Raw genomic sequence first — 14,113 nt, 5'->3', positions numbered from 1 at the left:
TTCACACGTAACTTCACGCGTAACTTCACGATCAACGCCAGGCCCAGCAGGGCGCAACGGGACCTTCATGGACATTCTTTTCATCGCCGATCCGCTTACGCAGTTCAAGATCTACAAAGACTCTACTTACGCGATGATGGCCGAGGCCGCGCGCCGCGGGCATACGCTGTACACGTGCGAGCCGAAGCATCTGGCGTGGACGGGCGGCGACGTCGAAGCAAACGTGCAGCGCTTTGCGATCACCGGCGACGTGACCGACCTGCATCGCGATATCTGGTACACGGCGGAAGCCGCCGCGCCGCGCGCGCTCAAGAGCTTTAGCGCGGTGGTAATGCGCAAAGACCCGCCGTTCGACATGGAATACGTCACGTCCACGTGGCTGCTCGAAATGGCCGAGCGCGCCGGGGCACGCATCTTTAATAAGCCGCAGGCGATTCGGGATCACTCGGAAAAGCTCGCGATTGGCGAGTTCGCTGAGTTCGTCGCGCCCACGCTGGTGACACGCGATCCGGCGCGGCTCAGGGCGTTTCACGAGCAGCACGGCGACGTCATTCTGAAGCCGCTCGACGGCATGGGTGGCATGGGCGTATTCCGCGTGAAGCCGGATGGCATGAACCTCGGGTCGATCATCGAAATGCTGAGCCACGACGGCGCGCGTTCGGTGATGGCGCAGAAGTTCATCCCCGAGATCAAGGACGGCGACAAGCGCATTCTGCTGATCGGCGGCGAAGCAGTGCCGTATTCGCTCGCGCGCATTCCGCAAGGCAACGAGGTGCGCGGCAACCTGGCGGCGGGCGGCCTCGGCGTCGCGCGTCCGCTGACCGATCATGATCGCAAGATCGCTGACACGCTCGCGCCGGTGCTGGCGGCGCGCGGTCTGCTGCTCGTCGGGCTGGATGCGATCGGCGACTGGCTTACGGAAGTCAATGTGACGAGCCCAACGTGCTTTCGCGAGATCATGGATCAGACGGGCTTCGACGTCGCGGCCATGTTCATCGACGCGCTGGAGCGGGCGGCGGGTTGAGCGGTCATCCTTGAATGTGGGCCGCGGCCCCCAAACTACGTGGCAGGATCAGCATCACGTCCGCTGTGAGCGGGACGCCGGCTTTGGCCCGAAAACGGGCCTGCTACAATGCCCGCTCTTCGCATCTGTTTCCAGCGATGGGCTCTTGCACCGAGCCATCGGCACGAATAGCGGACCTGGAACGAGCGGGTTCGGCGCGCGCCGGCACGGCGCCATGCGCATGGTTCCGCTCACGAAGGGGTGCATTCCCGGCTCTCATGGCCCACGGCCGGCCGAGAGCGAGCGTTTCGGACAGGTTCCGATCGACGTTTGGGGCCGTCTTTTTGCAGCAAGGCTGACATGGCAGGCATTCTGATCATTGCGCACGCTCCGTTCGCCACCGCGTTGCGCGACTGTATTTCGCATATCTATGGTGGCTTGCCGGCTCGCATTGGCGTGATCGACGTATCGCCCGACTGCGATCCCGCACAAATGGTTGCTTTCGCGGAGTCGGAAATCACGCGTCTGAAGGAAGAGAACGGCGCGCTCGTGCTCACCGATATGTTCGGCGCCACGCCCGCGAACATTGCGGGGCGGCTTGCGTCGGTGCCGGACGTGCGCGTGCTGTGCGGCGTCAATTTGCCGATGCTGGTGCGCGCAGTCTGTTATCGCGCAACGCCGCTCGATACGCTGGTGGACAAAGCGCTCGCCGGCGCGACCAAGGGCGTTCATGCAATCGGACCGGCCACGCCCGCGCCCGCTGAGGCATCGGCGGCTCCGCCCGACTGTCTGCCCGCGTTGCCTTGCGACGCGGAACTCGTTCAGAAGGCTGGGCCAGCAGGCCTGTAGCGCATCGCATTGCAACTGCATAATCACTGATTGCCAGTTTCACCTTCACAACAACACTTACCCGCGCTTCGGACCATCACATGCTGCAACAGGAAACGACTATCGTGAACAAGCTGGGGCTGCACGCGCGCGCGTCGGCCAAGTTGACGCAACTCGCGGGCAACTACCAGTCGGAAATCTGGATGAGCCGCAATGGCCGCCGTATCAATGCGAAAAGCATTATGGGCGTGATGATGCTGGCCGCGGGTATCGGCAGCACGGTGCTGATCGAAACCGAAGGCGCCGACGAAAAAGAAGCGATGGACGCACTGTTGAAACTGATCGCTGATAAATTCGGCGAAGGTCAGTGAGCTTGCGAATCGATATAGCGATGAGTGAAAACGCCGCGGCCTGTCCGCGGCGTTTTTTTTAGCGCGCGACAATACATGGATCTCGTCGGCGGATGCCTCGACGCGTCGAGGCCGCGGCGAACGGCACGCGTTGACAGGCGCGTCGATGCGTTGACCGCATCGACTACGGTCTTTCATGCTGCATTGCACACAGCATTCACGCACGTGCGGGACGGCGTGGAATTTATAATGACGACGAGAGTCTGAGAGCACTGCAGCGGTTTGCCGCGGCATCACACAACTAGAGGAGGTGCGCGTGTCGTTCACGCTGCATGGAATTCCCGTGTCACGCGGTATTGCCATCGGGCGAGCCTATCTGATCGCCCCGGCTGCACTTGACGTAGACCACTACCTGATCGAACCCGCGCAGATCGAGAGCGAGGTCGAGCGATTTCGCGCGGCCCAGCAACGGGTGCATGAAGAACTCGATGCATTGCGCGCCGATCTCGCCGCAGACGCGCCCAGCGAGATGGGCGCTTTCATCAACGTACATTCAATGATCCTGAACGACGCAATGCTCGTTCAGGAAACCATCGATCTGATTCGCACACGCCGCTACAACGTGGAATGGGCGCTGACCGAACAACTCGAACGGCTGTCGCGCCATTTCGACGATATCGAAGACGAATATCTGCGCGAGCGCAAGGCCGACATCCAGCAAGTGGTGGAGCGGGTGCTGAAGGCGCTGGCGGGGGCGTCGGGCTCGCTGGTGAATGGCGTGCACGGCGCATGCGACGAAATGATCGTGGTCGCGCACGACATTGCGCCTGCCGACATGATGCAGTTCAAGACGCAAACGTTTCAGGGTTTCGTCACGGATCTCGGCGGGCGTACTTCTCATACGGCTATCGTCGCGCGCAGCCTGGGCATTCCGGCGGCGGTCGGCGTGCAGCACGCGAGCGCGCTGATTCGCCAGGACGACCTGATCATCGTCGACGGCGACCATGGCATTGTGATCGTCGATCCCGCACCGATCGTGCTGGAGGAATATTCATACCGGCAGAGCGAAAAAGCGCTGGAGCAGCGCAAGCTGCAGCGCCTGAAATTTTCGCCGACGCAAACGCTGTGCGGCACGCGTATCGAACTGTGCGCGAACATTGAGTTGCCCGAAGATGCGCGCGCCGCGGTCGACGCCGGCGCGACCGGTGTTGGCCTCTTCCGCACCGAGTTCCTGTTCATGAATCACAAGCACCGCATGCCCGAAGAGGAGGAGCAGTTCGAAGCCTACCGGCGCGCGGTCGAGTTGATGAACGGTCTGCCGGTCACGATCCGCACCATCGACGTGGGCGCCGACAAGCCCCTCGATTCGATGAGCGGCGGCGACGGCTACGAGACCGCATCGAACCCCGCGCTGGGGCTCAGGGCAATTCGCTGGAGCTTGTCCGAGCCGCAGATGTTCCTCACGCAACTGCGCGCGATTCTGCGCGCGTCGGCGTTCGGCACCGTGAAGATTCTGGTGCCGATGCTCGCGCACGCGCAGGAGATCGATCAAACGCTCGACCTGATCCGCGAAGCCAAGCGTCAGCTAGACGATGCAGGGATTGCGTACGACCCGAACGTGCAGGTCGGCGCGATGATCGAGATTCCTGCCGCGGCCATTGCGTTGCCGCTCTTTCTCAAGCGGCTGGATTTTCTGTCCATCGGCACCAACGACCTGATCCAGTACACGCTGGCTATCGACCGGGCGGACAACTCGGTCGCGCATCTGTACGATCCGCTTCATCCGGCGGTGCTGCATCTGATCGCCTTCACGTTGCGCGAAGCAAAGCGGGCAGGGGTGCCGGTGTCGGTGTGCGGAGAGATGGCGGGCGACCCGAGCTTGACACGTCTGCTGCTCGGCATGGGCCTCACTGAGTTTTCAATGCATCCGAGTCAATTGCTCGTGGTCAAGCAGGAAGTCTTGCGCTCGCATTTGAAAACGTTGGAGAAGCCGGTGGCAGATGTGCTCGCTTCGTTCGAGCCCGAAGAAGTGCAAGCTGCGCTTAAGCGCGTAGCACAAGCCTGATCGACATTGCCTGCTCCGAATGAAAACGCCGCACATGTGCGGCGTTTTTCATTATGGCTTTGTACTTCTGTTCAGGGCCGGTGGCGTTGTCCGCATACTGGGCAATCCGGCTGACGCGCAATGCGCATGGTGGTCCATTCCATTCGCAGCGAATCGAGCATGGTCAGCCGGCCGACAAGCGGCGTGCCGATTTCGCCGATTACCTTCAGCGCTTCGGCCGCCTGCATCGAGCCGATGATGCCGACCGTCGGCGCAAACACGCCCATGGTCGAGCACGCGACTTCCTCGAACGGCTGGTCTTCGGGAAATACACACGCGTAGCACGGCGATGCTTCGTCGCGGAAGTCGAACGTGCTGATCTGGCCGTCGAAGCGCAATGCGGCGCCCGACACCAGCGGCACGCCATGCTTCACGCAGGCGCGATTGATCGCGTGGCGCGTGGCGAAGTTGTCGGTGCAATCGAGCACGACTGTGGCGGCGGGTACATGACGATCAAGCCACGCGTCGTCGACGCGTTCGGCCACCGCGTTCACGGTCACTTCGGGATTGATTTGCGCGAGCGTGTCGCGGCCGGACTCCACCTTCTTGCGCCCGACAGACGCGCTCACATGCAGGATCTGCCGTTGCAGATTGGTTAGATCGACCGTATCGGCATCGACTAGCGTCAAGCGTCCGACGCCAGCCGCCGCGAGATACATCGCGGCAGGCGAACCCAGTCCACCCGCGCCGACGATGATCGCGTGGGCATCGATAAAGCGCTGCTGCGCCTCGATGCCGATTTCGTCGACGAGAATATGGCGGGAATAGCGAAGGAGTTGATCGTCATTCATGGCGGGCCAGCGTGTCTTCTTCGCTGCGTGTCTTCACGGCGGCTTGCGCCGCGAAGACACGTGAGTCGTGCTGCTTACTTGCTTTGGGTGGCCGGTGCGGCTGCCGGCGCAACACCCGACGCACCCGGCACCGGTTGCGTCGGCTTCACCGCGACCGGCGCGGACGCCGACGTGGCCGGCTTGTTCTGCGCGAGACGCCGCTCGGTCAGCGACTTCGATTCCTGCACCGGCTTGCCTTCGAGCTTGTTCAACGCTTGCGCCAGCATGAAGTCGTCGGCGGAACCGAATTCGACCGGCTTGCGCTCGCGATCCTTCTGGCGCTGTTCCGGCGTCTTCTTGTCGTTCTGCTCTTCAAGCTGACGCAACTGGTCCATGCGATCCTGCTCGCGCTTCTCGGCTTCCTTCTTCTCGTTCGGGTCTTGCGTATTGGCAAGGTGATTCGAGTAGTCGACTTCGCGCGTGACGAGTGCGTCGTCCGGATCGCCTTCTGCGTATTGATCGACCGCGATGTCAGGACGGATGCCCTTGTTCTGGATAGAACGGCCGCTCGGCGTGTAGTAATACGCCGTGGTCAGGCGCAGCGCGGTGTCGGCGGTCATGGGCCGCACGGTCTGCACCGAGCCCTTGCCGAAAGTCGTCTTGCCGACGATCAGCGCACGATGCTGATCCTGCAGCGCGCCCGCGACGATCTCCGATGCCGACGCCGAGTAGGCGTTGGTCAGCACGATCATCGGCACGGTCTTGAAGATCGGCGCTTCGTCTTTCAGCGGATCGGTGTCGAAGGACTGCAGGCGGTAGTTGTCGTAAGTGTCGCGATAAACCTGCTTCGAATCCGGAATCTGCCCGTTGGTGGACACGACGACCGAGTTCGGCGGCAGGAACGCGCCGGCCACGCCGACCGCACTTTGCAGCAGGCCGCCGCCGTTGTTGCGCAGGTCGAGCACGAGGCCCTTCAGATTCGGCTGCTGACGCGCGATGTCCTGCAGCTTCGCGGCGAGGTCAGGCGTAGTGCGTTCCTGGAAGCTGGTGATACGCACATACGCGTAGCCCGGCGCGAGGATCTTCATCTTGACCGACTGCACCCTGATGAGCGCTCGCGTGACGGTGAGCGGGAACGTGCGGTCGTCGGTCTTGCGGAAGATCGTGAGCGTGACCTTGGTGCCCGGTTCGCCGCGCATCTGCTTGACCGCCTGGTCGAGCGTCATGCCGCGTACGGGCTTGTCGTTGATGCGCGTGATCAGGTCGCCCGGACGAATGCCGGCGCGGAACGCGGGCGTGTCTTCGATCGGCGAGATGACCTTGATCAGGCCGTCTTCCGACGAGATTTCAATGCCGAGGCCCGCGAAGCGACCTTTGGTCTGCTCCTGCAGTTCCTCGTAATCGGTCTTGTCGAGGTAGGACGAATGCGGGTCGAGGCTCGACACCATGCCTTTGATTGCGGCGGTGAGAAGCTTTTTATCGTCGACAGGTTCGACGTACTCGTGCTTGATCTGCCCGAACACTTCGGCAAAGAGCCTGAGCTGGTCCAGCGGCAACGGAGTGGCGGCGGCGCTGGCGGGCTGCTGGGCCGAGGCCGAAAGTTGCAAAGTGGCAAATACACCGGTAGCAAGGCCCGCGGCGATCAGGCCGATATTTTTCAGGTTCTTTCGCATAGAGTCTGTTGCGGTCGGAAGCGCGTGGCAGCGTCGATAGAGATGGGGACGGACAAGTATAACTGCACACCCGCCAACTCAGGGCGCGGCGCAGGCAATCGAGATTCGACAGCGCCAGGCGTGCCGGGTTCGGCGCAACACGCGCGCGGCGTCGAAGTAATGTGCTGTAACGGTGGATCGCGGCCAGAGTGGACGCGATCGAGGGAAGCGGACTGCACTGACCGGTACGTCTTGCCGGTCGGCGTGATCCGTTGGTGGCGCGCCGCCGCGCTTGCTGCCACCTTCGCCGCCACGATCTTTAACAAAGATGCGCGGGGACGCGGCGAAGGGCAGATGAGCAGGCGGCGGCCAGAAGCAGCTACGTGGCAGTCACGCTGGACTAGCGGGCGCAGCGGAATCAGCCCGCCTTGCCTTGCTTCGCGACGGCAGCCTGTGCCTTCGCGATCGCTTCCTGGTCGCCCAGATAGTAGTGCTTCAGCGGCTTCAGGTTCTCGTCCAGTTCATAGACGAGCGGCACGCCGTTCGGAATATTGAGCCCGACGATGTCGTCGTCCGAGATGTTGTCGAGGTACTTCACCAATGCGCGGATCGAGTTGCCGTGCGCCGCGATCACCACCTTGCGGCCCGACTTGATGGCCGGCGCAATCGACTCGTTCCACAGCGGCAGCACGCGCGCCACCGTATCTTTCAGGCACTCGGTGAGCGGCAGCTGTTCGCGCGGCACCTTGGCGTAGCGCGGATCGTTATAAGGCGCGCGCTCGTCCGTCGGTTCGAGCGCCGGCGGCGGCGTGTCGTAGCTGCGACGCCAGACCAGCACCTGTTCGTCGCCGAATTTCGCCGCGGTTTCGGCCTTGTTCAGACCCGACAGCGCGCCGTAGTGGCGCTCGTTCAGACGCCACGAATGCACGACGGGTATGTACATCTGATCCATCTGGTCCTGCACATGCCACAGCGTGCGGACCGCGCGCTTGAGCACGGACGTGTAGGCGATGTCGAACGAATAGCCGGATTCCCTCAGCAGCACGCCCGCCTGCTGCGCTTCGCGGTTGCCCTGCTCGGTCAGGTCGACGTCGACCCAGCCCGTGAAGCGGTTTTCCTTGTTCCACGTCGATTCGCCGTGGCGGATGAGAACGAGTTTGTACATAAGATTGCCGGTCGGTAGTAAGGAAGCGGTAAGCGCTGCCCGGCGCCCGACGAGGAGCGCCGCCATCGCGTCAGACGCTTATTTTATAATGCCGGGATTGCCCTTTCCGATTTCTCTCTTTTTCGGCGGATCTTCCGTGAAGTTTTTCACTGATTACACAAACCTTGTCCTCATTGCGATCGTCCTCATCTCCGGTGGGTTGCTACTGTGGCCGATCATCAGCCGGCGCGGCCGCGGTGGCCTGTCGGCCGCCGAAGCCACGCAGCTGATCAATCGGCGCAACGCGGCGGTCATCGACCTGCGTCCGCTGGCTGACTTCGCCAAAGGGCATTTGCCCGCGGCGCGGCACCTGGAATTCGCCGAGTTGCAAGCAAAGGTCGCGCAACTGGTGAAGAATAAGAGCAACCCCGTGCTGCTGGTGTGCCAGACTGGCCAGCAGTCGAACAAGGCAGCGCGTATCGTGCAGGATGCGGGATATGCGGAAGTCCACGTTCTGGAAGGCGGCGTCGACGCCTGGCAGAAAGCCGGCATGCCGGTTGTGAAACAAGGAGTAGCCAAGTGAACAAAGTGATCATGTACAGCACGCAGGTGTGCCCGTATTGCCAGATGGCCGAACGTCTTTTAAAGTCGCGCGGCGTCGAGAATATCGAAAAAGTACTGATCGACAAGGACCCGGCCCGTCGTGAGGAAATGATGACCCGGACCGGTCGTCGCACGGTGCCGCAAGTGTTCATCGGCGAGAAGCACGTGGGCGGGTACGACGATCTCTCCGCGCTCGATCGCGCGGGCGGTCTGACGCCTCTGCTCCAAGCCGCCTGAATTCTCGCGCCGTTGGGCGCGGGAAGCGGCGGGTGAAATACAAGCCGGCGCATCGTCGCCCCGCGAGGGCGGGCGGCGCGCCGCAAATATCTGGCGACCCGTGAGTTCATGGGCCGCCGCTACGCATACCTATCAGGGAATCACTCAATCATGTCCGACGAGAATAACCAGCCGTTCTTCAACATCCAGCGCATCTATCTGAAGGACATGTCGCTCGAGCAGCCGAATTCGCCGGCCATTTTCCTCGAGCAGGACATGCCGTCGGTCGAGGTGGAAGTCGACGTGAAGGCCGAGCGCCTCGCGGACACTGTGTTCGAAATTCTCGTGACTGGCACCGTGACGGCCAAGGTGTCGGATAAAGTTGCGTTCCTGATCGAAGCCAAGCAAGCCGGCATTTTCGATATTCGCAACATTCCGGCAGAACAGGTCGATCCGCTCGTCGGCATTGCGTGCCCGACCATCCTGTTCCCGTACCTGCGCTCGAACATCGCCGACGCGATCACGCGCGCCGGTTTCCCGCCGATCCACCTCGCCGAAATCAACTTCCAGGCGCTCTACGAGCAACGCCTCGCGCAGATGGGCGGCCAGGACGGCGCAGCGCAAAACGGCGTCACGCATTAAGTGTCGCAGGCAGTGCCGGCTATGAAGGTCGCTGTTCTCGGAGCCGGCGCATGGGGCACGGCCCTCGCCGGCCATCTGGCCGTCAGACACGACACGCTGTTGTGGGCGCGCGAGCCCGCGCTGGTCGCAGATCTCTCCGCTTCGCACGAAAACGCCCGCTATCTGGCGGGCGTTGCTTTGCCGCCGGCGCTTCGCTACGAAGCGGACCTGAACGCGGCGCTCGACCACGCGCTTGCCGACGACGCGCTATGCGTCGTCGCCACGCCCGTGGCCGGACTGCGTGCCCTGTTCCAGTCGATGCGCGACGCGGGCAAAGTGCCCGCGCATATCGTGTGGCTTTGCAAGGGTTTCGAGGCGGAGTCGCAGTTGTTGCCGCATCAGGTGGTCGCGGCCGAACTGCCCGCGCACGGCAGTAATGGCGTGCTGTCCGGTCCGAGCTTCGCGCGGGAAGTCGGTCAGCGCTTGCCGGTTGCGCTGACCATCGCGAGTGCTTCGGCGGCCTGCCGCGAGCGCACGGTTGCGGCGTTTCATCACGGCGCGATGCGCATTTATACGGGCGACGACATCGTCGGCGTAGAAGTGGGCGGCGCGGTGAAGAACGTGCTGGCTATTGCAACCGGAATCGCCGACGGTCTGGGTCTCGGCCTGAACGCGCGCGCGGCGCTGATCACCCGCGGACTCGCCGAAATGTCGCGTCTCGGCGTGACGCTCGGCGGACGCGCGGAGACGTTCACTGGTTTGACGGGACTCGGCGATCTGATTCTTACCGCGACCGGCGATCTGTCGCGCAACCGCACGGTCGGCGTGCAGCTCGCCGCGGGCCGTTCGCTCGCCGATATTCTCGGCGGCTTGGGCCATGTGGCCGAAGGCGTGCGTTGCGCGCAAGCGGTTCTCGCGATCGCGCGTGCTCATGCAATCGAAATGCCGATTACCCAGGCGGTCTGTGCCGTGCTGTTCGACGGCGTAGCGCCGCGCGACGCCGTCAGCGCCCTGTTGCGGCGCGATTCGAAGGCCGAATAAGTCCCCAGGTTCCCGGGCGCTCTCCCTGTCAGCCGTTTGGCGTGTAACAACGCTGAACGGCTGCCTGCACTCGCTGTCGATTGTCTATCGACGCTACGGATCAGTGAGGTTCCCATGCTCAGTATCGATCGTTGCACGCTGGAAGCGCGCGTGGCCGACATCACGACTCTTGACGTGGACGCCATTGTCAACGCAGCCAATACTTCGTTGCTCGGCGGCGGCGGTGTGGACGGCGCGATTCATCGCGCGGCCGGCAAGGAATTGCTGCGCGAATGCGAAGCGCTTGGCGGCTGCGCGACTGGCGATGCGAAGCTCACGCGCGGCTACCATTTGCCGGCGCGATATGTGATCCACGCGGTGGGCCCGGTCTGGCGCGGCGGCACGCATGGCGAGGCGGATCTGCTGGCTTCCTGCTATCAGCGCTCGCTCGAAGTGGCGCGCGAGGCAAACTGCGCGAGCATTGCATTCCCCGCGATTAGTTGCGGCATCTACCGTTTTCCTCCGGACGAAGCAGTTCGTATCGCGGTCGAAACGGTAATCGAAAATCTACCTCGCATGCCGCAACTCGAGCAGGTGATCTTCGCCTGCTTCGACCACGACATGTTCGAGCGTTATCAGGCGGAGTTGCAGCGCCGTCAGGCGCCGCCCTCGAAACCTGTTTGACGCCACGCTTCGAACACCACGATTGCGACTGTATTCGACAGGTTCAGGCTGCGGTTGCCCGGACGCATCGGCAGGCGCACGCGCTGTTCGTTGGGAAACTGTTCGAGCAACGAGTCTGGCAGGCCGCGCGTTTCCGCGCCAAACACGAACCAGTCGCCCGACTTAAAAGCATGCTCGTGGAAGCGGCCCGAGCCGCGAGTGGTGAACGCGAACATGCGCGCCGCATCCGGCGACTCCTTCGCGATAAATGCGGCCCAGTCGGCATGCACGTTCATTTGCGCATATTCGTGATAGTCGAGACCGGCGCGGCGCAGCTTGGCGTCGTCGAGCGGAAAGCCGAGCGGCTCGATCAGATGCAGCCGCGCACCCGTGTTGGCGCACAGGCGGATGACGTTGCCGGTATTAGGCGGAATTTCCGGTTCGACAAGAACGACATTGAACATAAAGTGGCCAGGTAGAGACTAGTTTTTCGGTGTGCGCAGTGCGACGAAGTTCGTGACGCGCCGCGCGCCGGCTGCCTTCAGCGTGCGGGCGAGCGCTTCGAGCGTTGCGCCGGTCGTCATTACATCGTCCACGATGCCCACGTGCAGCCCTTCAACTTTTCCAGCAAGCTGGAATGCACGGCCCACGTTAAGCCGGCGCGCGTCGAGGTCGAGCCGCGACTGCGGCGCGGTGTCGATCACGCGGCGCACCAGGGTCGGGTCGCCCGGCACCTTCAACGAACGAGCCAGCGCTCTGGCAATCTGCCATGCCTGGTTATAACCGCGCTCACGGAGACGCCGGTCCGCGAGCGGTACCGGAGCGATGACATCGGGGCAGTCGGACGGATCTTGCCAGGTATCTTGCGCGAGACGCGCAAGGCGCCGCGCGAATTCGCGCGCCAGCATCAACTGGGCGCGAAACTTAAGGCCGACTGCGAGCGCGTCGAGCGGCGCGCGATAGTCGGCGAGCGCGAACGTTGCATCGAACGGCGGTGCTTCGACGACGCAATCCGCGCAGCGATAAGACGCGTGCTGTTCCCTTCGCGTGAAGGTCAGCGGCAGCACGGCGCACACGCAACAACGCAAGGCACTCTCATTCCAATAGGATTCGTCGCAAAAGGGGCACAGCGTGCTGTGCGACAAATTGCCGCACAAAGCACAGGCGTTCGGCAGAATTGCGTGCATTACATGCGGCCACGCCGAACGCACGCCGCGCGTGAATCGCGTGATGTGACTGGCTGAGGACGAAAAATATGCTCGGAATGTCATGCACTGGCGGCCGCGAAGGCCTTTCGCACTGAAGCGGAGGAAGCGAACGAGTATACTTCGGGCTCTACGCCAGTACGACACCCATGTCCCCAACTCCCGCTCAATCAGGCCGTCCGGCCTACGATTCCCGGCGCCTCAGGCGGATTTTCGACCGCCGTGCAACGACTTTCGACGACGTCGCCTTCCTGCCGCGCGAGATCGCGCAGCGCATGCGCGAGCGTCTCGATTACATCAAGGTCGCGCCGGCGAGCGTGCTCGATGCCGGTTGCGGTGCAGGCGAAGACATTCCTGCATTGCGTGAGCGCTTTCCGGAAGCGCCGGTGTTCGGCTCGGACCTGTCGCACGCCATGCTTACGCGCGCGCTGCGCCACGATTCCGGCGATACGAGCTGGCGGCGCTTCTTGCCTGCCACGCTCGGCAAGGCGCTTGGCGCACGCGGTCCGCGCTTTGCGCAAGCGGACTTTTCCGCGCTGCCCTTCGCGGCGGGCGCCTTCGAATTCATCTGGTCCAATCTCGCACTTCACTGGCACTCGCGCCCCGATCTCGTATTCCCTGAGTGGCAGCGCGTGCTCAAGGTGAATGGGTTGCTGATGTTCAGTACCTTGGGACCCGACACTCTGAAGGAGTTGCGCGGCGCATACGCCGAGGTGGAAGCGGCGCACGGCGTCGGCTCGCGCAAGCATGTGATCGACTTTGTCGACATGCATGACCTTGGCGACATGCTGGTCGAAAGCGGCTTTGAAGTTCCCGTGATGGACCAGGAAACCATCACAATCACCTATAAATCGCCCGAGTCGCTGCTCGCGGACGTGCGCCGTTGGGGCGCGTATCCGTTCGAGCGCGAAGAGTCGTCGGGCGCGGCGGCACGCCGGTTGCACAGAGCATTGCTGGCAGCGCTCGAAGCGCGTCGGCGGGGCGACGGAACAATCGCGCTGACCTTCGAGGTGATCTACGGACACGCGTGGAAAGCGGTGCCGCGCACGACGGCGGAAGGACACGGCATAGTGCGAATAGAGGACATTGGACGAGGCTCGTCGAGGAATCGCTAAAGCGGTAAAGAGGACATCTGTTATGTCTGAAATTACCGTTTCCAAAGACGTGCAGAAGGTGCGGCAAAACGGCGCGGAGGCTTGTCGCGCCTGGCTTGTGAGGCTGTTGGGGCTTGCTTGTGGATGCTATGGATCGCGCCTATAATGCGTCAGTTTGTCGCCCGGAGTTCCCACATTTGGGGCGGCAGGCCCGAGGCACGGGGCTGCAAGATGAGTTGGCGAAGTGGCGGTTGGGCGACCGGAATATGAGGTCGCGGTCGGGCATTGCGGGCGGCCGTTGGTGACGTTGGTGACGCGTTTGTGACGTTCGGCGGGAGGCAGCGATGGATGCATCAGATCTGCTGGCGGATTCAGAACCGGTCCTGAAGGACTGGACAATGAAACGCAACTGTTCCATGTCGCCGCGGCAGTTCGTGTGTTTCTACGTGTCGCTTGCGTTGTTCTCGTTGGCAATTGCTTTCATGCTGGTTCTGGTCGGCGCCTGGCTGGTGTTGCCGTTCACCGGTATCGAATTGCTGGCGGTGGGCGTCGCGTTTGCCATATATGCGCGCCACGCTGTCGATTACGAACGCATCCGGCTGTTTCCGAACCGGCTCGTGATCGAGCAGGTGAGCGCCGAGCAGGTCACGCAGTTCGAGTTCAATCCGCGCTGGGTGCGGATCGAGGCTGGCGCAACACCGCGTGATCAGATCAAGCTGGTCTCGCGCGGCGAGACGATCATGATCGGTCAGCATCTCGCGCAGCACCGGCGCGCGCAGTTCGCCGGCGAATTGCGTATCTGGCTCGCGCGTTGTTAGGCGCGTCCGGTCATGCGGCGTT

Annotated in this window: 16 protein-coding genes; 11 read left to right on the top strand and 5 right to left on the bottom strand. The window is 62.7% G+C overall.

The genetic code is table 11. The annotated features are described in order from the left end of the window. The first annotated feature begins 67 nt into the window (after positions 1 to 67). The 4 genes from gshB to ptsP all read left to right on the top strand — a co-directional run bounded on the left by gshB (position 68) and on the right by ptsP (position 4,246). Positions 68 to 1,024, top strand: a complete 957-nt coding sequence (gene gshB / locus JMY24_RS13960) for a glutathione synthase (protein ID WP_128594186.1) — start codon at positions 68 to 70, stop codon at positions 1,022 to 1,024. Between the two features lie 339 nt (positions 1,025 to 1,363). After that, the gene (locus tag JMY24_RS13955) at positions 1,364 to 1,852 is read left to right on the top strand and encodes a PTS sugar transporter subunit IIA (protein ID WP_128594187.1); all 489 of its coding nucleotides are present in this window, start codon (positions 1,364 to 1,366) and stop codon (positions 1,850 to 1,852) included. An 80-nt stretch (positions 1,853 to 1,932) separates the two neighbouring features. After that, complete coding sequence (locus JMY24_RS13950; protein WP_006048084.1) at positions 1,933 to 2,202, top strand: HPr family phosphocarrier protein; 270 nt, start codon at positions 1,933 to 1,935, stop codon at positions 2,200 to 2,202. Between the two features lie 295 nt (positions 2,203 to 2,497). Continuing rightward, positions 2,498 to 4,246 (top strand): phosphoenolpyruvate--protein phosphotransferase, encoded by a 1,749-nt coding sequence (gene ptsP, locus JMY24_RS13945; protein ID WP_128594188.1) that lies wholly within the window; start codon positions 2,498 to 2,500, stop codon positions 4,244 to 4,246. A 71-nt stretch (positions 4,247 to 4,317) separates the two neighbouring features. Here ptsP and JMY24_RS13940 read toward each other — a convergent pair whose 3' ends face one another. The 3 genes from JMY24_RS13940 to gpmA form a co-directional block, all read right to left on the bottom strand. Continuing rightward, a complete protein-coding gene (locus tag JMY24_RS13940) occupies positions 4,318 to 5,076 on the bottom strand; it encodes a HesA/MoeB/ThiF family protein (protein WP_128594189.1) in 759 nt (252 codons plus the stop codon). 74 nt (positions 5,077 to 5,150) lie between these two features. Further along, complete coding sequence (locus tag JMY24_RS13935; RefSeq protein WP_128585548.1) at positions 5,151 to 6,728, bottom strand: S41 family peptidase; 1,578 nt, start codon at positions 6,726 to 6,728, stop codon at positions 5,151 to 5,153. A 397-nt stretch (positions 6,729 to 7,125) separates the two neighbouring features. Continuing rightward, positions 7,126 to 7,872 (bottom strand): 2,3-diphosphoglycerate-dependent phosphoglycerate mutase, encoded by a 747-nt coding sequence (gene gpmA, locus JMY24_RS13930; protein WP_128585549.1) that lies wholly within the window; start codon positions 7,870 to 7,872, stop codon positions 7,126 to 7,128. Positions 7,873 to 8,008: 136 nt separating this feature from the next. Between gpmA and JMY24_RS13925 the strand changes: the two genes are divergently transcribed. The 5 genes from JMY24_RS13925 (at position 8,009) to JMY24_RS13905 (ending at position 10,995) form a co-directional block, all read left to right on the top strand. Next, entirely contained in the window at positions 8,009 to 8,434 is a 426-nt protein-coding gene (locus JMY24_RS13925) for a rhodanese-like domain-containing protein (RefSeq protein ID WP_128585550.1), read from the top strand. After that, positions 8,431 to 8,691 (top strand): glutaredoxin 3, encoded by a 261-nt coding sequence (gene grxC / locus JMY24_RS13920; RefSeq protein ID WP_128594190.1) that lies wholly within the window; start codon positions 8,431 to 8,433, stop codon positions 8,689 to 8,691. Before JMY24_RS13925 ends, grxC begins: the two co-directional genes overlap by 4 nt. A gap of 150 nt (positions 8,692 to 8,841) precedes the next feature. Continuing rightward, positions 8,842 to 9,312 (top strand): protein-export chaperone SecB, encoded by a 471-nt coding sequence (gene secB, locus JMY24_RS13915; protein ID WP_128594191.1) that lies wholly within the window; start codon positions 8,842 to 8,844, stop codon positions 9,310 to 9,312. A 21-nt stretch (positions 9,313 to 9,333) separates the two neighbouring features. Next, a complete protein-coding gene (locus tag JMY24_RS13910) occupies positions 9,334 to 10,332 on the top strand; it encodes an NAD(P)H-dependent glycerol-3-phosphate dehydrogenase (protein ID WP_128594192.1) in 999 nt (332 codons plus the stop codon). Between the two features lie 114 nt (positions 10,333 to 10,446). After that, complete coding sequence (locus tag JMY24_RS13905; RefSeq protein WP_128594193.1) at positions 10,447 to 10,995, top strand: O-acetyl-ADP-ribose deacetylase; 549 nt, start codon at positions 10,447 to 10,449, stop codon at positions 10,993 to 10,995. Here JMY24_RS13905 and trmL read toward each other — a convergent pair. Together trmL and JMY24_RS13895 are read right to left on the bottom strand one after the other, a co-directional pair. Next, a complete protein-coding gene (gene trmL, locus JMY24_RS13900; protein ID WP_128594194.1) occupies positions 10,968 to 11,438 on the bottom strand; it encodes a tRNA (uridine(34)/cytosine(34)/5-carboxymethylaminomethyluridine(34)-2'-O)-methyltransferase TrmL in 471 nt (156 codons plus the stop codon). The genes JMY24_RS13905 and trmL overlap by 28 nt on opposite strands. Before the next feature lie 18 nt (positions 11,439 to 11,456). Further along, the gene (locus JMY24_RS13895) at positions 11,457 to 12,245 is read right to left on the bottom strand and encodes a ComF family protein (RefSeq protein WP_128594195.1); all 789 of its coding nucleotides are present in this window, start codon (positions 12,243 to 12,245) and stop codon (positions 11,457 to 11,459) included. Positions 12,246 to 12,328: 83 nt separating this feature from the next. Here JMY24_RS13895 and JMY24_RS13890 point away from each other — a divergent pair, with 83 nt between their 5' ends. Both JMY24_RS13890 and JMY24_RS13885 read left to right on the top strand, forming a co-directional pair. Beyond that, positions 12,329 to 13,294 carry a methyltransferase domain-containing protein gene (locus tag JMY24_RS13890; protein ID WP_128594196.1) on the top strand — a complete coding sequence of 322 codons (966 nt, stop codon included), beginning with the start codon at positions 12,329 to 12,331 and terminating at the stop codon, positions 13,292 to 13,294. 323 nt (positions 13,295 to 13,617) lie between these two features. Beyond that, positions 13,618 to 14,091, top strand: a complete 474-nt coding sequence (locus tag JMY24_RS13885) for a DUF2244 domain-containing protein (protein WP_128594197.1) — start codon at positions 13,618 to 13,620, stop codon at positions 14,089 to 14,091. Positions 14,092 to 14,113: the final 22 nt, after the last annotated feature.

It is taken from the genome of Paraburkholderia kirstenboschensis (genome assembly GCF_904848585.1).
In the GTDB taxonomy this organism is placed as follows: domain Bacteria; phylum Pseudomonadota; class Gammaproteobacteria; order Burkholderiales; family Burkholderiaceae; genus Paraburkholderia; species Paraburkholderia kirstenboschensis.
Note: the sequence above shows the minus strand (reverse complement) of the source record. Positions and strands in the feature narration are given on the sequence as shown.